The organism is Caenispirillum bisanense (assembly GCF_039523075.1).
In the GTDB taxonomy this organism is placed as follows: domain Bacteria; phylum Pseudomonadota; class Alphaproteobacteria; order Rhodospirillales; family Rhodospirillaceae; genus Caenispirillum; species Caenispirillum bisanense.
The window spans coordinates 1-20,614 of record NZ_BAAAEP010000024.1; the positions used below are offsets into that span (position 1 = coordinate 1).

Annotated in this window: 20 protein-coding genes, 1 tRNA gene, 1 pseudogene and 1 riboswitch; of the genes and pseudogenes, 12 read left to right on the top strand and 10 right to left on the bottom strand. The window is 70.4% G+C overall.

The genetic code is table 11. From position 1 onward, the window contains the following. A pseudogene (locus ABD056_RS12010) lies at nt 1-1,148 on the bottom strand (hypothetical protein); the annotation flags it as partial. A 114-nt stretch (nt 1,149-1,262) separates the two neighbouring features. On the opposite strand from ABD056_RS12010, the gene arsC reads away from it, so the two are divergent. After that, complete coding sequence (gene arsC / locus ABD056_RS12015) at nt 1,263-1,607, top strand: arsenate reductase (glutaredoxin) (protein ID WP_343866934.1); 345 nt, start codon at nt 1,263-1,265, stop codon at nt 1,605-1,607. Nucleotides 1,608-1,853: 246 nt separating this feature from the next. Here arsC and ABD056_RS12020 read toward each other — a convergent pair whose 3' ends face one another. The 3 genes from ABD056_RS12020 to ABD056_RS12030 all read right to left on the bottom strand — a co-directional run bounded on the left by ABD056_RS12020 (nt 1,854) and on the right by ABD056_RS12030 (nt 4,532). Further along, entirely contained in the window at nt 1,854-2,330 is a 477-nt protein-coding gene (locus tag ABD056_RS12020) for a hypothetical protein (protein WP_343866935.1), read from the bottom strand. Between the two features lie 197 nt (nt 2,331-2,527). Next, complete coding sequence (locus ABD056_RS12025) at nt 2,528-3,022, bottom strand: GNAT family N-acetyltransferase (RefSeq protein WP_343866936.1); 495 nt, start codon at nt 3,020-3,022, stop codon at nt 2,528-2,530. Nucleotides 3,023-3,080: 58 nt separating this feature from the next. Continuing rightward, complete coding sequence (locus ABD056_RS12030) at nt 3,081-4,532, bottom strand: TrkH family potassium uptake protein (RefSeq protein ID WP_343866938.1); 1,452 nt, start codon at nt 4,530-4,532, stop codon at nt 3,081-3,083. A 191-nt stretch (nt 4,533-4,723) separates the two neighbouring features. Beyond that, a riboswitch (glycine riboswitch) is annotated at nt 4,724-4,813 on the top strand. A gap of 184 nt (nt 4,814-4,997) precedes the next feature. On the opposite strand from ABD056_RS12030, the gene gcvT reads away from it, so the two are divergent. The 11 genes from gcvT to ABD056_RS12085 all read left to right on the top strand — a co-directional run bounded on the left by gcvT (nt 4,998) and on the right by ABD056_RS12085 (nt 16,266). Next, entirely contained in the window at nt 4,998-6,131 is a 1,134-nt protein-coding gene (gcvT, locus tag ABD056_RS12035; protein ID WP_343866940.1) for a glycine cleavage system aminomethyltransferase GcvT, read from the top strand. A gap of 7 nt (nt 6,132-6,138) precedes the next feature. Continuing rightward, nucleotides 6,139-6,513 (top strand): glycine cleavage system protein GcvH, encoded by a 375-nt coding sequence (gcvH, locus tag ABD056_RS12040; protein WP_343866941.1) that lies wholly within the window; start codon nt 6,139-6,141, stop codon nt 6,511-6,513. A gap of 242 nt (nt 6,514-6,755) precedes the next feature. After that, nucleotides 6,756-8,099: an aminomethyl-transferring glycine dehydrogenase subunit GcvPA gene (gcvPA, locus tag ABD056_RS12045; protein WP_343866942.1), complete on the top strand. Its 1,344-nt coding sequence runs from the start codon at nt 6,756-6,758 to the stop codon at nt 8,097-8,099. Continuing rightward, complete coding sequence (gene gcvPB, locus ABD056_RS12050) at nt 8,099-9,658, top strand: aminomethyl-transferring glycine dehydrogenase subunit GcvPB (protein ID WP_343866943.1); 1,560 nt, start codon at nt 8,099-8,101, stop codon at nt 9,656-9,658. Before gcvPA ends, gcvPB begins: the two co-directional genes overlap by 1 nt. A gap of 235 nt (nt 9,659-9,893) precedes the next feature. Beyond that, nucleotides 9,894-10,961: a cytochrome-c peroxidase gene (locus tag ABD056_RS12055; protein WP_343866944.1), complete on the top strand. Its 1,068-nt coding sequence runs from the start codon at nt 9,894-9,896 to the stop codon at nt 10,959-10,961. Continuing rightward, on the top strand, nt 10,958-13,645 hold the full coding sequence (locus tag ABD056_RS12060; RefSeq protein WP_343866945.1) for an EAL domain-containing protein: 2,688 nt from the start codon (nt 10,958-10,960) through the stop codon (nt 13,643-13,645). The genes ABD056_RS12055 and ABD056_RS12060 overlap by 4 nt, the downstream gene beginning before the upstream one ends. 88 nt (nt 13,646-13,733) lie before the next feature. After that, nucleotides 13,734-13,808: transfer RNA gene (locus ABD056_RS12065), tRNA-Gln, on the top strand. A gap of 77 nt (nt 13,809-13,885) precedes the next feature. Beyond that, nucleotides 13,886-14,392, top strand: coding sequence for an opioid growth factor receptor-related protein (locus ABD056_RS12070; RefSeq protein WP_343866946.1), 507 nt, complete (start codon nt 13,886-13,888; stop codon nt 14,390-14,392). A gap of 33 nt (nt 14,393-14,425) precedes the next feature. Beyond that, nucleotides 14,426-15,016: a TetR/AcrR family transcriptional regulator gene (locus ABD056_RS12075; RefSeq protein WP_343866947.1), complete on the top strand. Its 591-nt coding sequence runs from the start codon at nt 14,426-14,428 to the stop codon at nt 15,014-15,016. Between the two features lie 91 nt (nt 15,017-15,107). Further along, nucleotides 15,108-15,725 carry an NAD(P)H-dependent oxidoreductase gene (locus ABD056_RS12080; protein WP_343866948.1) on the top strand — a complete coding sequence of 206 codons (618 nt, stop codon included), beginning with the start codon at nt 15,108-15,110 and terminating at the stop codon, nt 15,723-15,725. Between the two features lie 172 nt (nt 15,726-15,897). Then, nucleotides 15,898-16,266, top strand: coding sequence for a DUF805 domain-containing protein (locus ABD056_RS12085; RefSeq protein WP_343866949.1), 369 nt, complete (start codon nt 15,898-15,900; stop codon nt 16,264-16,266). Between the two features lie 21 nt (nt 16,267-16,287). Here the strand turns inward: ABD056_RS12085 and ureG are convergent, their stop codons facing one another. The 6 genes from ureG to ABD056_RS12115 all read right to left on the bottom strand — a co-directional run bounded on the left by ureG (nt 16,288) and on the right by ABD056_RS12115 (nt 20,544). Then, nucleotides 16,288-16,914, bottom strand: a complete 627-nt coding sequence (ureG, locus tag ABD056_RS12090) for an urease accessory protein UreG (RefSeq protein ID WP_343866950.1) — start codon at nt 16,912-16,914, stop codon at nt 16,288-16,290. Further along, a complete protein-coding gene (locus ABD056_RS12095) occupies nt 16,911-17,591 on the bottom strand; it encodes an urease accessory protein UreF (RefSeq protein WP_343866951.1) in 681 nt (226 codons plus the stop codon). The genes ureG and ABD056_RS12095 overlap by 4 nt, the downstream gene beginning before the upstream one ends. Beyond that, nucleotides 17,581-18,063 carry an urease accessory protein UreE gene (ureE, locus tag ABD056_RS12100; RefSeq protein WP_343866952.1) on the bottom strand — a complete coding sequence of 161 codons (483 nt, stop codon included), beginning with the start codon at nt 18,061-18,063 and terminating at the stop codon, nt 17,581-17,583. The genes ABD056_RS12095 and ureE overlap by 11 nt, the downstream gene beginning before the upstream one ends. Before the next feature lie 140 nt (nt 18,064-18,203). Further along, nucleotides 18,204-19,913 carry an urease subunit alpha gene (gene ureC, locus ABD056_RS12105; protein ID WP_343866953.1) on the bottom strand — a complete coding sequence of 570 codons (1,710 nt, stop codon included), beginning with the start codon at nt 19,911-19,913 and terminating at the stop codon, nt 18,204-18,206. Between the two features lie 5 nt (nt 19,914-19,918). Then, nucleotides 19,919-20,230 carry an urease subunit beta gene (locus ABD056_RS12110; RefSeq protein ID WP_343866954.1) on the bottom strand — a complete coding sequence of 104 codons (312 nt, stop codon included), beginning with the start codon at nt 20,228-20,230 and terminating at the stop codon, nt 19,919-19,921. 11 nt (nt 20,231-20,241) lie between these two features. Continuing rightward, a complete protein-coding gene (locus ABD056_RS12115) occupies nt 20,242-20,544 on the bottom strand; it encodes an urease subunit gamma (protein ID WP_343866955.1) in 303 nt (100 codons plus the stop codon). Nucleotides 20,545-20,614: the final 70 nt, after the last annotated feature.

Below are 20,614 nucleotides of genomic sequence, written 5' to 3' on the forward strand. Positions count from 1 at the left end.
GCGTCGCCGGGGGCCGGGGCGGTGCCGGTCAGGGCGCCGGTGGTGTCGGGGGTGGTGGCAGCCACCTCGGCGGCCGAGGCCGGACGCTCGGAGACCGGGGCGGCGGTGGCGGTGGCGGCGGCGGGGGCGGTCGCCGGCGTCTCGCGCACCACCACCCGGCGGGCGCGCAGCCACGACGCCACGTGATGGCGGTTCTGCATCACCACGATGATCGCCAGGATGGCCATGATGAAGCCGACGACGCGGGTGATGAGGGCATAGCCCCCCGGCGGCAGGCCGAAGATCACCGCCGTCTCGGCGCCGAAGAAGCCGACGATGCCGATCAGCGACAGCCGTCGCGCCCACAGATACAGGTAATGCGCCGTCTCGTCGGACAGCGGCAGCCAGCGCAGGCTGCGGGCGTGCGGCGCCAGCAGCAGGCGGGCGATGATCATCACCGCCTGCAGGGCCGCGAGCGCGGTGATCAGCACGATGGCGGCGACGCGGGCGGTGGGGGCGGGGTTGACCAGCGGCATGACGGCATAGCCCACCGCCACCATGGCGGCGGGCGGGATCAGCTCGACCAGGGCGAGGCCGATGGTCAGCATCACCCGTTCCGCCCACCGCGGCCGCACCTCGCGCGCCTCCAGCCGGTGGCGGGGCCGCGCCACCAGCTTGCGGGCCAGCCACAGCGCCGCCAGCGCGCACAGGATGATGCCGGCCACCCGCAGGCTGCCATCAAGGAAGCGCTCGCGCGCCTGCGGATCACCGGTCCAGCGGCTGAACCAGCGGACGATGCCGGGCACGTCGGCGGCCGCCGTCGCCAGCCGCACCACCTGGGCGCTGGCCGAGCCGAGGGCGCCCGACACCTGCTCCAGCAGGCGGGCACCGAGGGTGGAGGGCGGCAGACGTTCCTCCACCTGGCGCTGGGCGGCGATCATCGCCTCCAGCTGGCCGACCAGCTGCTGGCGGCGGGCGTCGTCCTTCAGGGTGGCGACCAGGGCCTCCAGCTGGGCGGTGGTCTCGGCCTCCACCGCCGGCTGTCCGCCGCCCTGCTGGGCAGCGGCCGGCAACGGCGCCACCACCGCCAGCAGGGCGGCCAGCAGCAGGACGGCAAGGGCGGTGAACAGGCGGGCGGACGGGTGGGGTTGTACGGCGGCAGGCTTCATGGCAAGAGGGGTTACCCTTGAACTGGTTCAACCGTCGCAACGCGCGCCTTCGCGCGGCGGATGCCATCAGTTGTAGACCAACCGGACGCCAGCACCAACTGGAGCAGCCGTATCATGGCCGTGACCATCTACCACAATCCCCGCTGTTCCAAGTCGCGCCAGACCCTGGCGCTGCTGCAGGAACGGGGCATCGAGCCGACCGTCATCCCCTACCTGGAAACCCCGCCCACCGCCGACGACCTGCGCCGGCTGCTGGCACTGCTCCGCATGGCCCCGCGCGACCTGCTGCGCCGCAAGGAGGCGAAGGAACACGGCCTGGACGACCCGGCGCTGACCGACGACCAGCTGATCGCCGGCATGATCGCCCACCCGGCGGTGATCGAACGCCCGATCGTGGTGGTGGACGACCGCAAGGCCCGCCTCGGCCGCCCGCCGGAACAGGTGCTGGAGATTCTGTGAGGGGCCGCAGCCCGATTGACTTCGGCCACCGCTGTGGCTAAATGAAGGTGCCGGTGCTTGCTGGAACGCCAGCATCGGCAGACCGCTGGACTCCTGGGCGTGCGCAGAGCCAGCCCCACCAGCCGCAAGGCTGGTCCCGCTCGGACGAGGGGACAGCCGGTTCGCCGGCAAGAGGTTCGCCCCGAGGTGGCTTCGCCATCGAAATAGCCCCGAAAGGGGCTATTTTCGTTTCTGCCGCCGGATCGGTCAGGGCCGCCGGGGCTTGCGGCGCCGGCTGTCGTACACCCGCCGCGGTCGCTGGTTCTCCCGCCGCAGCCGCACCAGATGGGCGAAGCGAATGCTGCCGTAGGTGGTCAGGTCGCGCTCGGTGCGGGGATGGGCGGTCCTTACCCGCATGTGCAGGTCGATCCCCTCGACGCCCCGGACCCGGTCCAGCGAGAAGATGATGGCGTAGTGCTGCGCCTGCCCGTCCTGCGTCACGGTGGGAATGACGGCGTAGGTTTCGTCGCCCTTCAGGTTCCACGCAACCGCCCTGTGGAAATCGCGGATGTAAGCCGGGGCCTGGAGTGAATGATGGTAGCGCTGCAGGCAAAAGACGCCGTCATCCCGCGAGCAGCCGGGAAAGGCGAGATCCGCCGCGTCCCCCTGCCGGCGGTCGCGGGTGAAGCAATGGTCGGTGAAGGTGACGGCGATGCGGGCGTCAACCTTGGCCGAATCGGTCACCGTCAGAACAAACTCGTCAAGGTGGGCGAGGCTGTAGTCGGTGCCCCTGTACTGGAAGCACCCCTAGCCGGAATGGAAGTAGGGCGGCGGCATGACCAGGATCCGGATGACGCCGGTCAACCCGGCGCGCCGGAAGCCTAGTCAACCTGAAGAAGAAATCAAGCCGCCATGCCGCCAGACGCTACCACGCCCCTCCCTCACATCCGGTACACCCTGTCGCCCGGTCCCAGCGGGCGGTGCATGCGGACGCAGGGGCCGAGGGGTGGTTGGTCGAAGGGGTCGCCGCCGCGCACGAAGCCGAACCGGCGGTAGAAGCTCTCCGCCGGAATGCGGGCGTTGCACCACAGCAGGCCGCCGTCCTGCTGCAGGGCGCAATGGGCCACCACCGCATGCAGAAGCGCGGCGCCGATGCGGTGGCCGCGGAACCGTTCCGCCACCGCCATGCCGCGGATGCGCCAGTCGCCGGCGTGCAGGCGGCCGTCCTCGCTTTCGGGGAAGACCGAGGCCACGCCGATCAGCCGGTCCTCCACGAAGGCACCGGCGTGGTAGGCGCCGGCGGTGGCGTCCTGGTCATAGATGCAGTCGGCCTCCGCCTGCATGGGTCGCAGCACCGCGTGGCGCAGCGGCACGGTCGCCGCCGCCGTCACCGGCGCGAGGCGGAAGGGAATGCGCAGGACCGAGGCTGCCGCCATGATGGATGCGTCTCCGAAGGGCCATACACTCAAGACAAGGGGTGGCGGCGGCGGCGTTTCAATCCCGCCAGAAGCGCGGCAGCAGCAGCACCAGCACGCTGTACAGCTCCAGCCGGCCGAGCATCATGCCGAAGGCCAGCAGCCACTTGGCGGCATCGGGCAGCGGCGCGAAGTTGCCGGCCGGGCCGATGGTGGAGCCGAGGCCGGGGCCGACGTTGCTGATGGCCGTCACGGCGCCGGAGACGGAGGTCACCAGATCCAGCCCCATGAGGCCGAGCGCCATGGTCAGGAAGGCGCAGGACAGCAGGTAGAGGAAGAAGAACCCCATCACCGCCTCGGGCACGCCGGCCTGCACCGGACGGTGGTTGAAGTAGGGGATGAACACCCCGTGCGGCTGCAGCAGGCGGCGAATCTGCACCCGCGCGGTCTCGTACAGGATCTGGAAGCGGAAGATCTTGATGGCGCAGGTGGTGGAACCGGCGCAGCCGCCGACGAACATCAGGCAGAAGATGGCGGCGATGGGAAAGCCGGTCCAGGCGTTGAAGTCGGCGGTGGCGTAGCCGGTGCCGGTCATCACCGAGGTGACGTTGAAGGCGGAATAGCGCAGCGCCTGGAAGGGGTGGAAATCGTCCACCAGCCACAGCCACAGCGCCACCGACAGCACGAACACCGCCAGCGTCCCCAGGTACCAGTGAACCTGCGTGTCGGTCAGCAGCTGGTTGCCCTTGCCGCGCACCGCCTGCAGCAGCAGCAGGAAGGGGATGCCGCCGACGATCATGCCGACGGTGATGATGGCGTCGATGAGGGCGCTGTCGAAGGCGCCGACGGAGGCGTCGCGGGTGCTGTAGCCGCCGGTGGCGATGGTGGTGAGGGCGTGGGCCACCGCATCGAAGCTGGGCATGCCGGCCCACCACAGCAGCAGCGCCGTGCCGCCGGTCAGGGCGATGTAGAGCCCGACCAGCGCGCCGGCCAGCTGGGTGGCGCGCGGCAGGATCTTTTCCTGCGCCTCAAAGGCCTCCACCCGGAACATCTGCATGCCGCCGACCCGCAGCATGGGCAGGATGGTCAGCGCCATGATGATGATGCCGAGCCCGCCCAGCCACTGCAGCACCGCCCGCCACAGCAGGATGCCGGGCGGCGTGGTGTCGAGCCCGACCATGACGGTGGCGCCGGTGGTGGTGATGCCCGACATGGCCTCGAAGAAGGCATCGGTGTAGGTCAGGCCGGAGAGCCACAGGGGCAGCGCCGCGAAGGCCGGCAGCACCACCCAGACCACGTTGGTGAGCAGGAAGGCCTGGCGCAGGTTGAGGCTCATGGGGCCGCCGCGGCTGGTCAGCACCAGGGCGCTGCCGAAGAACAGGCCGAGGCCGCAGGCGACGCCGAACACCTGCCAGTCCGGGTTGTCGAGGTAGGCGTCGACCACCATCGGCAGGATCATGCCCACCGACAGCACCAGCAGCAGCCAGCCGGTCACCAGCGTGACGGGGCGGAAATCAAGACTTGTGACCACGCACCCTCCGGGCTTCCCCCAACCGCTGCGCTTTTTTCGCATCATGCGGAAGGATTTTCGGCAAGTCCACTCCCACGGGCGGCGGCAGGGCCGCTTGCGGCGGCAGCGGCGGCAGGCGGGCGGGCGTCTCCCTGCGGCGGCATGAGGGGCGTTGACGGCCGGCGCCAGTCCTCTACACTGGGGCGGTCCCGATCCGCCACGCGGGAGAGATCGGTCCGTACCGGCGCCGAAGGAGCAACCGCCCCCGGAAACTCTCAGGCAACAAGGACCGCGTGGTTCAGGGGGACGCTCTGGAAAGCGGGTCATCGCCCCGGCGTTCCCTTCATCAAGGCGCCACGATCACCCCACCGACGAAGTAAGCCGGCCCCGGGCCGGTGAATCTTTCAGGTCCTGAGACAGAGGGGGGCATCACCTGCCGCGGGCCATCCGGCCGGCGGTGCGATGCCTTGGCTGTCGGAGGACCGCATGTCGGACACCCCTGCTGCCGGCGATGCCTTGCGCACCACGCCACTCGACTCGCTGCATCGCGAGCTGGGGGCGAAGATGGTGCCGTTCGCCGGTTATTCCATGCCCGTGCAGTACCCCATGGGCATCCTCAACGAACACCTGCACACGCGGGCGCACGCCGGCCTGTTCGACGTCAGCCACATGGGCCAGTGCCGCCTGACCGGCAGCAGTGTCGAGGCGGTGGCGCGGGCGCTGGAAACCCTGGTGCCGAGCAACATCCTGGAACTGAAGCCGGGCCGCCAGCGCTACACCCTGTTTACCGACGACGCCGGCGGCATCCTGGACGACCTGATGGTGTCCAACGCCGGCGACTGCCTGATGCTGGTGGTCAACGCCGCCTGCAAGGAGGCCGACTTCGCCCACCTGAAGCGCCACCTGGAGCCGCAGGGCGTGACGGTGGAGGTGCTGGAGGACCGCGCCCTGCTCGCCCTCCAGGGCCCCGGCGCCGCCAGGGTGATGGAGCATCTGGCGCCGGCTTCCGCCGCCATGACCTTCATGTCGGCGGGCAAGCTGGAGGTGGCGGGCGTGCCCTGCTTCGTTACCCGCTCCGGCTACACCGGCGAGGACGGCTTCGAGATTTCCGTGCCGGCTGACCAGGCGGAGCATCTCGCCCGCCATATCCTCGAACAGCCGGACGTGGCGCCGGTCGGCCTCGGCGCCCGCGACAGCCTGCGCCTGGAAGCCGGCCTCTGCCTCTACGGGTCGGACATCGACACCACCACCACGCCGGTGGAAGGCGCCCTGGTGTGGGCCATGCAGAAGCGCCGCCGCGAAGAAGGCGGCTTCCCCGGCGCCGACGTTATCCGGCGCCAGCTGGCAGACGGCGTCGGCCGCACCCGCGTCGGCATCCTGCCCGAGGGCAAGGCCCCGGCCCGCGCCCACACCGAAATCCAGGACGACAGCGGCCGCCGCATCGGCGAGATCACCTCCGGCGGCTTCGGCCCGACGGTCGGCGGCCCGGTCGCCATGGGCTATGTCGAAACCGCCTTTGCCGAGCCCGGCACCGCCGTAACCCTTCTCGTTCGGGGCAAGCCGCTGCCGGCGCGCGTTGTTGCCCTGCCCTTCGTCGAACAGCGCTACTACAGGGGATGAGCGTCACATGACCATGTGGTTTTCCAAGGATCACGAGTGGATCCGCATCGAGGACGACAACACCGCCACCGTCGGCATCAGCCATTACGCCCAGGAACAGCTGGGCGACGTGGTGTTCGTGGAACTGCCGGAAGTCGGCCGCACCCTCGTCAAGGGCGAAGAGGCTGCGGTGGTCGAATCGGTGAAGGCGGCGAGCGAGGTCTACAGCCCCCTCGGCGGCGAGGTGGTGGCCTTCAACAAGGCTCTGCCCGACAGCCCCGGCACCATCAACCTCGACCCCTTCGGCGACGGCTGGTTCTATCGCATCAAGCTTGATGGCGAGCCGGACACCGAAGGCCTGATGGACCAGGCCGCCTACGACGACTACGTGGCGTCGCTGTAAGGCCGGCGCCGGGTTGCGGTGCCGGGGCTGGAACGGGTTTGAACCACCAAGACACCAAGACACCAAGGAGACCGTGGGCAGGGAGAAGCCGGCACTCGTCAACCGAGGCGACCGGACTCTGCCCCGGGTGACCGGCGCGTTGGCCGGTCCTGGCTCCTGACTTCTTGGTGTCTTGGTGTCTTGGTGGTTCCCCTTCCGGCTAGGCCCGTCTCCCGCGCCCCCACACGCAGGAACCGATCCCCATGCGATACCTTCCCCTCACCGATGCCGACCGGCAGGCCATGCTCCAGGTCATCGGGGCCGAGAGCGTCGATGCGCTGTTCAAGGACGTGCCCGCAGCCGCCCGCGGCGGTGATTTCGCCGACCTGCCGACCCACCAGTCGGAAATGGCGGTCGAAAGCACCCTCGGCCGCCTCGCCCGCCGGAACATGACCCAGGCCGACGGCCCGAGCTTCCTCGGCTGCGGCGCCTATCGCCACCATTGGCCGGCGAGCCTCGACTACCTCATCCAGCGCGGCGAGTTCCTCACCGCCTATACCCCCTACCAGCCGGAAATCGCCCAGGGCACCCTGCAGTACCTGTTCGAGTTCCAGACCCAGGTGGCGCTCATGACCGGCATGCCGGTCGCCAATGCCTCCATGTACGACGGCGCCACCGCCTGCGCCGAGGCCGCCGCCATGGCGGTGCGCATCACCCGGCGCAACAAGGTGATCCTGTCGGGCCGCCTGCATCCGCAGTTTGCGTCCACCACCGAAACGTTCCTCAAGTTCACCGATGCCTACTGCGAGACCCTGGCGCCTGATCCGCTGTGCCTGGAAGACCTGATCGGTCGTGTCGATAGCGAAACGGCCTGCGTGGTGGTGCAGAACCCCGACTTCTTCGGCCACCTGCAGGACCTGAGCACGCTCGCCTACGCTTGCCACGAACACGGCGCGCTGCTGGTGGTGGCGGTGGCCGAGCCGCTGTCGCTCGGCCTCGTGACGCCGCCGGGCGACATGGGCGCCGACATCGTGGTGGCGGAAGGCCAGTCGCTCGCCACCCCGACGGGCTTCGGCGGCCCCGGCGTCGGCCTGTTCGCCACCCGCGACAAGTTCGTCCGCCAGATGCCCGGCCGCCTGTGCGGCGAGACGGTGGACCAGGACGGCCGCCGCGGTTTCGTGCTCACCCTGTCGACCCGCGAGCAGCACATCCGGCGCGAGAAGGCGACGTCCAACATCTGCACCAACTCGGGCCTCATCGCGCTGGCCTTCACCATCCACATGACGCTGCTGGGCGAAGCGGGCTTCACCGGCCTGGCCGAGCTGAACCACAAGACGGCCGTGCTGCTGGCCCAGAAGATGGCGCAGGTGAAGGGCGTGAAGGTGCTGCCGCGCGCCTTCTTCAACGAGTTCGCCGTGCGCCTGCCCAAGCCCGCCGCCGAGGTGGTGGACGCGCTGGCCGCCCGCGGCATCCTCGCCGGCGTGCCCGCCAGCCGCTTCTGGCCGGAGTACGAGGAATTGGCCGAGGTGATGATCGTCGCCGCCACCGAAATGAACACCGAGGCCGACATCGACGCCTATGTCGCCGCCCTCGCGGAGGTGCTGTGATGCCTGAAGGACTGACCGCCATGGACGCCATGCAGGGCGCCAACAGCCCCACCGTCACCGGCAACCGCGGTCTGGTGGTGGAAGAGCCGCTCATCTTCGAGATGGACAGCCCCGGCAAGTCCGCTGTCGACCTGCCGCCGGCGCCGGACGTCGACGACCGCCTGGGCGGCCTGCGCCGCAAGGGCGCCGTCGGCCTGCCCGGCCTGTCGGAGCCCGAGGTGGTGCGCCACTACACCCGCCTGTCGCAGAAGAACTACGGCATCGACACCGGCTTCTTCCCGCTGGGGTCGTGCACCATGAAGCACAACCCGCGCCTGAACGAGAAGCTGGCCCGCCTGCCGGGCTTTGCCGACATCCACCCGTTCCAGCCGCAGCAGACGGTGCAGGGCGCGCTGGAGCTGATGCACGAGCTGGCGCGCTGGCTGAAGGCCATGACCGGCATGCCGGCCGTCGCCCTGTCGCCCGCCGCCGGCGCCCACGGCGAACTGGCGGGCATGCTCGCCATCCGCCAGGCGCACGAGCACAAGGGCGACGCCCGCAAGGTGGTGCTGGTGCCCGAAAGCGCCCACGGCACCAACCCGGCCACCGCCGCCCTGGTCGGCTACACGGTGAAGTCGATCCCGGCCACCGAAGACGGCCGCGTCGACCTCGACGCCCTGAAGGCCGCCCTCGGCCCCGACGTCGCCGCCTTCATGGTCACCAACCCCAACACCTGCGGCCTGTTCGAGCGCGACATCATCGCCATCTCGCAGGCGGTGCACGACGTCGGCGCCTACGTCTACATGGACGGCGCCAACTACAACGCCATCATGGGGCGGGTGAAGATCGCCGACCTCGGCGTCGACGCCATGCACATCAACCTGCACAAGACCTTCTCCACCCCCCATGGCGGCGGCGGCCCCGGCTCCGGCCCGACGGTGCTGTCCGACGCCCTGGCGCCCTTCGCCCCGCTGCCCTTCGTGGTGGAGGAGAACGGCACCTTCCGGCTGGTGGAGCATGTGAAGGATCCGGCCTGCGCCCCGGCCGGCAAGCACCCGTTCGGCCGCATGAAGGGCTACCACGGCCAGTTCGGCGTGTTCGTCCGGGCGCTCGGCTACATGATGAGCATGGGCCGCGATGGCCTGAAGCAGGCCAGCGACGACGCCGTGCTCAACGCCAACTACCTCTACGCCCGCCTGTCGGACGTGCTGACCCCGTCGTTCCCGGCGCCGGTGATGCACGAGGCGCTGTTCGACGACCGCTTCCTGAAGGACACCGGCGTCTCGACGCTGGACTTCGCCAAGGCGCTCATCGACGAGGGCTTCCACCCCATGACCATGTACTTCCCGCTGGTCGTGCACGGCGCCCTGCTGATGGAACCGACGGAGACGGAAAGCCGCCAGACCCTCGACGTGTTCATCGCCGCCGTCCGTCATCTGGCGGAGAAGGCGAAGAGCGATGCCGAGTCGTTCAAGCAGGCGCCGCGCCTCACCCCGCGCCGGCGCCTGGATGAAACCCTGGCCGCCCGCAAGCCGGTGCTGCGGTGGACGCCGGCCGCTGCCGCCGCCGACGCCAAGTAAAACGGCCACCCCGGCGGCAGGCAGGGCCGCCGGGGACAAAGCCTCGACCTTCGCCTGCCACGCGCAAAGGCGAGGTCATAAAAGCTCAGCGATAGAAGGCGCTTACTCCTTAAGTTACACCACAGGATTAAGGGAGGCTGACCAGAAGAAGGTTATGCCTCCCTTTTTGTTTGTTCCTTAACCCTATCACCGGCATCATCATCCGAAAGCTCACCGGCGAATGGGGCTTCGCTGAATGCCTGTTCTGGCTGATCCGGCCACATCCTTACCGCTTGTCCGCCGCGCTCGCCTGCTGACCGGGCTCGCCCTGGCCGGCGGCCTGCTGCTGCTGACCGCCGTCGCCGCCCGCGCCGGCGATCCGGCGGCGCTGGCCGCGCCGGTGCCGCCGCCGTCCGATGCCGCCGGCCTGCCCTCCGGCGAGCCGGTGGAGCCGCTGCCGGTGACCGTGGCGGTGGACCCGCGGCTGGCCGACCTCGGCCGTCACCTGTTCTTCGACCCCCGCCTGTCGGGGGACCGCACCCTGTCCTGCGCCAGCTGCCACGACGTCGGCAACGGCGGCGACGACGGCCGCGCCCTGGCCGAAGGCAGCGCCGGCACCCGCCCCTTCAACACCCCCAGCATCTTCAACACCGCCCTGCACGCCCGCTATGGCTGGACCGGCCACACCAAGTCGCTGACCGAGCAGGTCGGCCATGCGGTGGAAGAGGAAATGGCCGGCCGCTGGGACGACATCGCCGCCCGCCTGCGGCAGGACCCGGTCTACGGCCGGCTGGCGTCGCAGGGTCTGGCCGAGGATCGGCTGAAGGCGGCGCTGGCGGCCTATGTCGCCACCCTGGTGACGCCGGATTCGCCGTTCGACCGCTGGCTCGGCGGCGACACCACCGCCATCGACGAGGATGCCCGCCGCGGCTATGCGCTGTTCAAGTCCTACGGCTGCGCCTCGTGCCACCAGGGCCGCGCCGTCGGCGGCACCATGATCCAGAAGGTCGGCCTGTTCCGGCCGTTCTTCCCCCGCCGCAGCACCGTGCCGGAGTCCGACCTCGGCCGCTTCGCCGTCACCGGGCGGGAGGAAGACCGCCACGCCTTCAAGGTGCCGTCGCTGCGCAACGTGGCGCAGACCGCCCCCTACCTGCACGACGGCTCCATCCAGACCCTGGAAGGGGCGGTGCGGGTGATGGGCTATTACCAGCTCGGCCGCAGCCTCACCGACGGGGACGTCGCCGACATCACCGCCTTCCTGCGCACCCTGACCGGCCGGCCGCCCGGCACCGCCCGGCCGCCGGTGCGGGAGCCGGCGTCATGACCCGGCTGCGCGCCCGCCTCGCCACCATCGGCATCGGCGCCGCCCTGGTCGCGGCGCTGACCGTGTTCTTCCTGGAAAGCCGGGTCGACACCGCCCGCCCGCGCGAGGCAGCGGCCGAAGTGCAGGCCTTCGCCCAGCGCGAGGCGACCCTCAACCGCGACCTGGTGCTGGCCCGTCACGGCTACCTGCCGCACGTCGACCCGCTGGTCGCCCACATGCGCGGGCTGGAGGCCCAGGCCCTGCGTCTGCGTCTGCTGGCCGAAGGCCTGGCGGAGCCCTGGCGCGGCGATGCCCAGGCGGTGCTGGCGGTGCTGGAGGAGGATCTGGCCGCCAAGGACAGCCACATCGACGCCTTCAAGTCCCGCAATGCGGTGCTGCATGCCTCGCTGTCCTACATCCCGGTGGCCATCGACGAGGCGGTGCGCGACCTCGCCTCCGCCCGCCTGAGCGACGCCGACCGCCTCCATGCCGAGCGGGCGGCAGCGCGGCTGCTGCGGGCCGCCCACGATCTGGCCGGGCCGCGGCCGGAACTGGCCATCGGCACCGCCGTCGTCGCCGCCGCCGAGCTGAAGGCCTACACCACCGGCGGCAGCGCCATCCTGGCCCAGACGGTCGACACCGTGCTCGCCCACCTGGAGATGATCCTCGACACGCGGGAAGCGCTCGACGATCACCTGCGCGCCGCCACCGCCCCGGCCATGGAGCCCCAGGCGCGGCGGCTGGACGCGGTGTTCAGCGCCGCCTTCTCCGCCGCCGCCGAGCGGGCCGCCACCTTCCGCGGCCTGCTGTTCACCGCCGCCGTGCTGCTGGTGGTCTACCTGGGGGCCATTCTCGCCCGTCTGCGCGCCAAGGCCAGCGACCTCGCCCGCACCAACGCCGACCTGCGGCAGGAGATGGAAAGCCGCGCCGCCGCCGAGGACCAGCTGGCCATCACCAACAAGGTGTTCGAACGCGCTGTCGAAGGGGTGATCGTCGCCGATGCCGACGGCCGCATCGTCTCGGTCAACCCGGCCTTCACCGCCATCACCGGCGTCCGCCCCGACGACGCCATCGGCCGCCACTGGGGCGGGCTGACGCTGGATGCCCGCGCCGACCAGGATTTCCCCGCCATCTGGCGCGCCGCCCGCAAGGTCGGGCACTGGCAGGGCGAGGTGTGGAACACCCGCCCCGACGGCAGCGAATACGCCATCATGCTGACCGTCACCATGATCGAGAACTGGGAAGGCCGCCCGCGCAGCTATGTCGCCGTCTTCCACGACGTCACCGACGCCAAGGCGAGCGCCGAGGAACTGCACTTCCGCACCTACCACGACGCCCTCACCCGCCTGCCCAACCGCGCCATGGTGCGCAACCGGCTGGCCATGGCCATCCAGCTGCGCAAGCCGGATGAGAAAGTGGCGCTGGCGCTGTTCGACCTCGACAACTTCCGCACCCTCAACGACGGCCTCGGCCACGCCGCCGGCGACGCCCTCATCCGCGAGGTCGGCCAGCGCCTGACGGCGGTGGTCGATGTGGACGTTCACACGGTCGGTCGCCTGGGCGGCGACGAGTTCGCCCTGGTGCTGCGCGGCTTCACCGAGGTGCAGCAGACGGTGGCGGTGCTGCGGCAGGCGTTCCAGGAACTGGCGCGGCCGCTGTCGCTGGACGGGCACGAGGTCTACGTCACCGCCTCGGTCGGGGTGGCGGTGCATCCCACCGACGGCCGCGACGCCGAGGCGCTGCTGAAGAACGCCGACGTCGCCCTCGCCCGCGCCAAGGAGGCCGGCGGCAACACCTTCCAGTTCTACACCCAGGACATGGAAGCCGCCGTCTTCCGCCGCCTGACCCTGGAGGCCGACCTGCGGCGGGCCCTGAAGCGCACCGAGTTCGCCCTCGCCTACCAGCCCAAGGTCTGCGGCACCACCGGCCAGGTGCTGGGGCTGGAGGCGCTGGTGCGCTGGGTGCCGCAGGGCCGGCCCATGGTCTCGCCGGCGGAGTTCATTCCGGTGGCGGAGCAGACCGGCCTGATCGTGCCGCTGGGCGCCTGGATCCTGCAGGAAGCCTGCACCTTCGCCGAGCACCTGCGCCGCCAGGGCTTCGCCGACCTGACCATCGCCGTCAACCTGTCGGCCCGCCAGTTCCGCGAGCGCACGCTGATCGACGACGTGGCGGCCGCCCTCGCCCGCTCCGGCCTGCCGCCGGCCAACCTGGAGCTGGAAATCACCGAGAGCATGGTGATGGGCGACGTGGAACAGTCGCGCGCCACCCTGCAGCGCCTGAAGGCCATGGGCCTGCGGGTGGCGGTGGACGATTTCGGCACCGGCTATTCGTCGCTGAGCTACCTGAAGCGGTTCCCGCTCGACGCCCTGAAGATCGACCAGAGCTTCGTGCGCGACCTGACGACGGAAGCCGACGACCGCTCCATCGTCGCCGCCATCATCTCCCTTGCCCGCTCGCTCGGCCTCAAGGTGGTGGCGGAGGGGGTGGAGACGCAGGCGCATTTCGACTTCCTGCGCGCCGGCTCGTGCGACGTGATGCAGGGATATCTCATCAGCCGGCCGCTGATGGCGACCGACATCACCGCCTTCCTGCGCCGCCACTGCGACGGCTGGCGCCCCGACGGCCACCCCGCCGCCTCGCCCTGGCCGACCGCCACCACCGCCCTCGCCCGCCCACCGGCGGAGGAACAGCCGGCCATCGCCTAAACAGGGAGCCCGCCACGACGGCGGGAGCGTCTTGCGATCCGCCGTCTGATGGTCTATTTTGCCCGTCCTTTCCGGCCCGACCGGCTGCTGGGGCGTCGCCAAGCGGTAAGGCAGCGGTTTTTGGTACCGCCATTCCCAGGTTCGAATCCTGGCGCCCCAGCCAATTTCCACACCCCCTTGAGCGCCCGCATCCCCCCTGCCATGTTGGGGATGGTTGGAGTTATTGGTGTGGCGGCCGGCATGAGCGAGATCACCGACTTCTATTGCGGCGACGGGCGCGATCATCGCGGCCGCAGCCTGGACGACATCTGCCGCTTCGATGCCACCCGGCTGGAGACGGTGCATGATTTCGTGCAGTGGCTGTTTCCCCTGCCCGAGGCCAGCGCCTTCAACGCCTTCGCCCCGCTGCTCACCGACGACGACATCGCCGCCATCCGGGGCAGCGCCGTGGCGCAGGACCGCTTGCGGCAGGCGCTGGCGGCCATGGGGCGGCGGCTCGGCTTCACGGTTGACGGCGACGCGGTGGCCTTTCCGGCCGGCAAGCAGGCGCCGGACTGGTTCCGCGACGGCGACCACAACACCCTGCGCGTCACCCGCATGATCCGCAGCCTGCACCTGCTCAGCGACAGCGCCCTGGCGGCCGGCCTGCAGGATCAGGTGCTGGCCCTGGCCGAGCGCTGGCCGGGCCGCATCGGGCCGCGCACCCGGCACTTCTGGCAAACCGCCCGCGACGATCAGCCCGGCTGACGGCGCCCCCACAGGAACAAGGACCACCCCTCCATGGCCGGCAAGCGGCTCAGCAAGGCGCAGCGGCGGCAGCAGCTTATGGATGTTGCCTACGACATCGTGCGGCAGGACGGCGCCGACGCCCTCACCCTGGCCCGGCTGGCCGAGGCAGCAGGGGTGAGCAAGCCGGTGGCGTACGAGCACTTCGGCACCCGCGGCGGCCTGCTGGTGGCGTTGTACCGCGAGTACGACGAGCGCCAGAACGCCCTCATGCGCAAGGCGCTGGCGGCCGGCGGCGGCTCCCTGCGCGACACCGCCGCCATCCTCGCCCGCTCCTACGTCGACTGCGGCGTCTCCAGCGGCGCCGAGATCCGCGCCATCACCGCCGCCCTCACCGCCAGCGACGACACCGAAGGGCAGTTGCAGGACTGCTACTGCACCTTCCTGGCGGAATGCCGGCAGGCCCTGGAGCCGCTGCCCGGGGTGGATCGCGGGCGGCTGGATGCGGCGCTGCTCGCCTTCATCGGCGCCGCCGAGGCGCTGGTTCATGCCGCCGCCACCGGCGCCCTGACGCCCGATGCAGCCACCCGCACCCTGACCGACATGCTGGTGGGGGCCGTGCAGGAGCCTGTCACCACCCCTTGACTCCGCCCGTCATCGCGCTAACCTACCAAACGTAACTTACGCTTCGTAGGTTAGCGCGCCGGCCGCTGTTCGTCCGGCAGGAGACAGCGACATGAGCCTTCTCGTGGTCACCTCCCACCCCGATCCCGCCTCCCTCACCGCCGCCGTGGCCGCCGCCCTGGCGGAGGGCGCCCGGGAGGCCGGGCTTGACGCAGGCGACATCGAGATCGCCGACCTCACCGCCGAGGGCTTCCAGCCCGCCTTCACCGCCGCCGACCGGCTGGCCTTCCACCGCAAGGCGCCAGTGCCCGCCGACGTGGCGGCGGAGCAACGCCGCATCGACCGGGCCGAGGCGCTGGCCCTGGTCTTCCCGGTGTACTGGTGGAGCATGCCGGCGCTGCTGAAGGGCTGGATCGACCGGGTGTTCACCGGCGGCTGGGCCTTTGAGGAGAGCGACGGCGGCATCACGCCGCTGCTGCGCGACAGGCCGGTTCACGTCATCGGGCTGGCGGCGGCGGATGCCGGTGCCTTCGCCCGCCACGGCCACACCGAGGCCTTCGACAGCCAGATCCGGCGCGGTATCTTCGGCTACTGCGGCCTGCGGTCGGTCACCACCACCCTGATGCACGACAGCGACACCACCCCCGACGCCCCCGCCCGCCATCTGGCCACCGCCCGGCGCCTCGGCCGCGAGCTGGCGGCGACCCTGCGGACCCGCACCCCGGCCTGAACCGGACCGACGAAAGCAGCAACACCAGGCACCGAACGAGGGCGGCTTGACAGAGCGCCCGGCGACGCAGAGCATGATGCCATTACAAGTAAAAGGGTTATCAGCCTCTTGTAGGGGCGGGTCACGTCCTAACGTCGCATTGCTCTTCAGCCAACTTTCATAGGTGCCGCAAATGCAATGGTACGTTCGCGTCCTTAAGAACTATGCCCAGTTCAATGGCCGTGCGCTGCGGTCGGAGTATTGGTTTTTCGTTCTGTTCAACATCATCGTCTCGATCATCCTGGCGGTGGTCGACAGCGTCACCGGCACGTACAGCGACGGGGCGGGGCTCGGCCTGCTGGGCGGGCTCTACACCCTGGCGGTGATCATCCCCAGCCTGGCGGTCGGCGTCCGCCGCCTGCACGATGTGGACAAGAGCGGCTGGTGGCTGCTCATCGCCTTCATCCCCGTTCTGGGCATCCTGGTGCTGCTGTACTTCATGGTCATCAAGGGCAGCGAGGGGGACAACCGCTTCGGTCCCCCCGCCCCGACCGAGCCCTGACGGCGGCCGCCGCGCCGGCGGTCAGCGCGGGTCGCGCAGGCCGCCGGTGCGGACGATGAAGTCGATCACCTCCGCCACGCCCTTGCCGTCCTTCACCTGGGCGAACAGGAAGGGCCGGGTGCCGCGCATCTTCTTCGCGTCGCGGTCCATCACCTCCAGCGACGCACCGACCATGGGCGCGAGGTCGATCTTGTTGATGATCAGCAGGTCGGAGCGCGTGATGCCCGGCCCGCCCTTGCGCGGGATCTTGTCGCCGGCCGACACGTCGATGACGTAGAGCGTGATGTCGGCCAGTTCCGGCGAGAAGGTGGCCGAGAGGTTGTCGCCGCCGCTTTCGACGAAAATCACCTCCAGGTCGGGGAACTTGCGGTGCATCTCCGCCACCGCCGCCAGGTTGATGGAGGCGTCCTCGCGGATGGCGGTGTGCGGGCAGCCGCCCGTCTCCACCCCGGCGATGCGCTCCGGCGGCAGGGCGCCCGAGCGGGTGAGGAACTCGGCGTCCTCGCGGGTATAGATGTCGTTGGTGATGGCGGCGATGCGCCAGGTGTCGCGCATGGCCTTGCACAACGCATCAAGCAGTGCCGTCTTGCCGGAGCCCACCGGGCCGCCGATGCCGACGCGAAGCGGGGAAGAAGCGGAAGCGGTCATGAGCGGAACAGCCTCGTGTACTGGGTTTCGTGGAACATGCTGAACAGGTCGACCATGGGCGCGGCGGCGCCGAAATCCTCCGCCGGGCGGGCGAGCGCGGCACGGGCGGCCTCGGCCACCGCCGGGGCGAGCGCCGCCTGCACCCGCTGGCCGTCGGTCTGGCCGAGCGGCACCAGCCGCACCGCCGCACTCACCAGATTGGCCGTGAAGGCGTGCAGGAAGGCGGTCAGCGCCGGCGCCAGCGGCACGCCGTGGGCCGCCGCCGCCACCGCCACGGCGACCGGATAGGCCGGCGGCCGGTCGAGGGCGGCGCAGCGCCCGGCCAGGGCGCCGAGACGCGGGTGCGGCCAGCTGGCCTGCACGGCGGTGAGGAAGGCGCGGCCCTGGGCGGCGCTTTCCAGCGCCAGCTCAGCGGTGCCGCGGAAGGCGTCGGCGACCTCGATCACCCGGTCGAGGGCAGCGGCGTCGGCGCCCCAGGCATCGCGGAACAGATCGGCGTCGCTGCGGCCGGCGCCGTGGGCGAGCACGCCGCGCACCCAGTCCTCCAGCGTCGCCCGGTCATGCACGGCGCCGCTCTCCACCGCCCACTCCAGGCCGTGGGAATAGGTATAGGCGCCGACCGGGAAGGACGGCGACAGCCAGGTCATCAGGCGGTAGAGGGCGCCGTCAGTGATCATGAGCGTGGTCGTCGTGGTGGTGGTGTCCGTGGCCGCCGCCGGAATAAGCGCCGCCCTCCGGCTGGAAGGGGGCGGAGCGGCGGCGGACGCCGGCGCCGAGGCCCTGCACCATGGCGGCGATGACGTGGTCCCACGCGATCCGCAGCGTGTGCGCGTCCACCACCTGCAGCGGCAGATGCCGGTTGCCCAGGTGCCACGCCATGCGGGCGAGGTGCAGCGGGTCGGTGCAGGTGATGTCCGCCACCTCCTCCGCCGCCGCGACGACGCGCAGCACGCCGCCGCCCTCCAGCGCGAGGCCGTCGCCGTCCATGAGCATGACGGCATCGGGCAGGTCGAGCAGCACGTCGCCACCGTCGTCCACCGGCAGGCGGATACGGCGGCGATGGCGCTCGGCAACGGGCAGGGTGACGGTGCCGACGGCGGACGCGGCGTCCCAGGTGCCGGCGGGAAGGACGGAGGTGGCGCGGGTCATGGGGTCGTCCTTGGGGGGAGTGGTGTCTGAACCACCAAGACACAAAGACACCGAGAAGGAGTGCCGGGAGGGGGACACCTCGGGCCGGGGCTTGGACGGTCCCCTTGGTGTCTTGGTGTCTTGGTGGTTCCCAAACCGGGTCAGAACAGGAAATACCGCTGCGCCATGGGCAGCACGTCGGCGGGTTCGCAGGTGAGCAACTGGCCGTCGGCCCGTACTTCGTAGGTCTCGGGGTCGACCTCGATATGCGGGCACGCCCCGTTCAGCACCATGTCGGCCTTCCGCACCGTGCGGCAGCCCTCCACCGCCAGGACGGAGCGCGCGAGCCCCAGACGCTCCGCCCCGCCCGCGGCGGCGAAGGCGCCGGAGACGAAGGTGACGCAGCTCGCCCCCACGGCGCGGCCGAAGCTGCCGAACATGGGGCGGTAGTGGACCGGCTGCGGCGTCGGGATGGAGGCGTTGGGGTCGCCCATGAGCGCCGCCGCGATCATGCCGCCCTTCAGGATCAGGTCGGGCTTGACGCCGAAGAAGGCCGGCTTCCACAGCACCAGGTCAGCCAGCTTGCCCACCTCCACCGAGCCGACATGGCGGCTGATGCCGTGGGCCAGCGCCGGGTTGATGGTGTACTTGGCGATGTAGCGGCGCACGCGGACGTTATCGTTGTCGCCCGTCTCCTCGGGCAGGCGGCCGCGCTGGACCTTCATCTTGTGCGCCGTCTGCCAGGTGCGGGTGATGACCTCGCCGACCCGCCCCATGGCCTGGCTGTCCGACGAGATCATGGAGAAGGCGCCGAGGTCGTGGAGAATATCCTCCGCCGCGATGGTCTCGCGCCGGATGCGGCTTTCGGCGAAGGCCACGTCCTCGGGGATGCGCGGGTCGAGGTGGTGGCACACCATGAGCATGTCCAGGTGCTCGTCGAGCGTGTTCACCGTGAAGGGCCGCGTCGGGTTGGTGGACGACGGCAGCACGTTGGCGACGCCGGCCAGCTTGATGATGTCGGGCGCATGACCGCCGCCCGCCCCTTCGGTGTGGAAAGCGTGGATGGTGCGGCCCTTGAAGGCGGCCACCGTGTTCTCGACGAAGCCGCTTTCGTTCAGGGTGTCGGTGTGGATGGCGACCTGGATGTCCATCTCGTCCGCCACCGTCAGGCAGCAGTCGATGGCGGCCGGGGTGGTGCCCCAGTCCTCGTGCAGCTTGAGGCCGATGGCACCGCCGTCCACCTGCTCGCGCAGGGCGTCGGGGCGGCTCGCGTTGCCCTTGCCGAAGAAGCCCATGTTGATGGGCAGCCCTTCCGCCGCCTGCATCATGCGGGCGAGGTGCCAGGGGCCGGGGGTGCAGGTGGTGGCGTTGGTGCCCTCCGCCGGGCCGGTGCCGCCGCCGAGCATGGTGGTGACGCCGGAATGCAGCGCCTCCTCCACCTGCTGCGGGCAGATCCAGTGGATGTGGGCGTCGATGCCGCCGGCGGTGAGGATGCGGCCCTCGCCGGCGATGACCTCCGTCCCCGGACCGACGACGATCTCGACGCCCGGCTGCACGTCGGGATTGCCGGCCTTGCCGATGGCGGCGATGCGGCCGTCCTTGAGTCCCACGTCGGCCTTCACGATGCCCCAGTGGTCGACGATGAGCGCGTTGGTGATGACGGTGTCCACCGCCCCTTGCGCGCGGGACCGCTGCGACTGGCCCATGCCGTCGCGGATCACCTTGCCGCCGCCGAACTTCACTTCCTCGCCGTAGGTGGTGAAATCCTTCTCCACCTCGATCAGCAGGTCGGTATCGGCGAGGCGCACGCGGTCGCCGACGGTGGGGCCGAACATGCCGGCGTAAGCGGCGCGGTCGATGCGGAAAGCCATGCCCGTCAGTCCCCCAGCGAGCCGTCGACGCGGCCGTTGAACCCGATCACCACCCGGTCGCCGACGAAGGGCACCAGCGTCACGTCACGCGCCTGCCCCGGCTCGAACCGCACCGCCGTGCCGGCGGGGATGTCGAGGCGATGGCCGCGCGCCGCCTCACGGTCGAAGTCGAGCGCGCCGTTGACCTCGGCGAAGTGGAAGTGGCTGCCCACCTGCACCGGCCGGTCGCCGGTGTTCTTCACGGTGACCGTGACGGTGGGGCGGTCGGCATTGAGCACGATCTCGCCCGCCGCCGGGAGGATCTCTCCGGGGATCATGACGCGCCTCCTCAGCGGATGGGATGGTGGACGGTGACGAGCTTGGTGCCGTCGGGGAATGTGGCTTCCACCTGGATCTCGTGGATCATCTCGGCGATGCCCTCCATCACCTGCTCGCGGGTCAGCACGGTGGCGCCGGCCTGCATGAGGTCGGCGACGGTGCGCCCGTCGCGGGCGCCTTCGACCACGTAATCGGTGATGAGCGCCACCGCCTCGGGGTAATTGAGCTTCACCCCCCGCTCCAGCCGCCTGCGCGCCACCATGGCCGCCATGGCGACCAGAAGCTTGTCCTTTTCCCGCTGCGTCAGGTTCATTGTGCCTTCGTTCCCTCCGTCGGGTGGGTTTGAACCACCAAGACACAAAGACACCAAGAGGCCGTTCCTC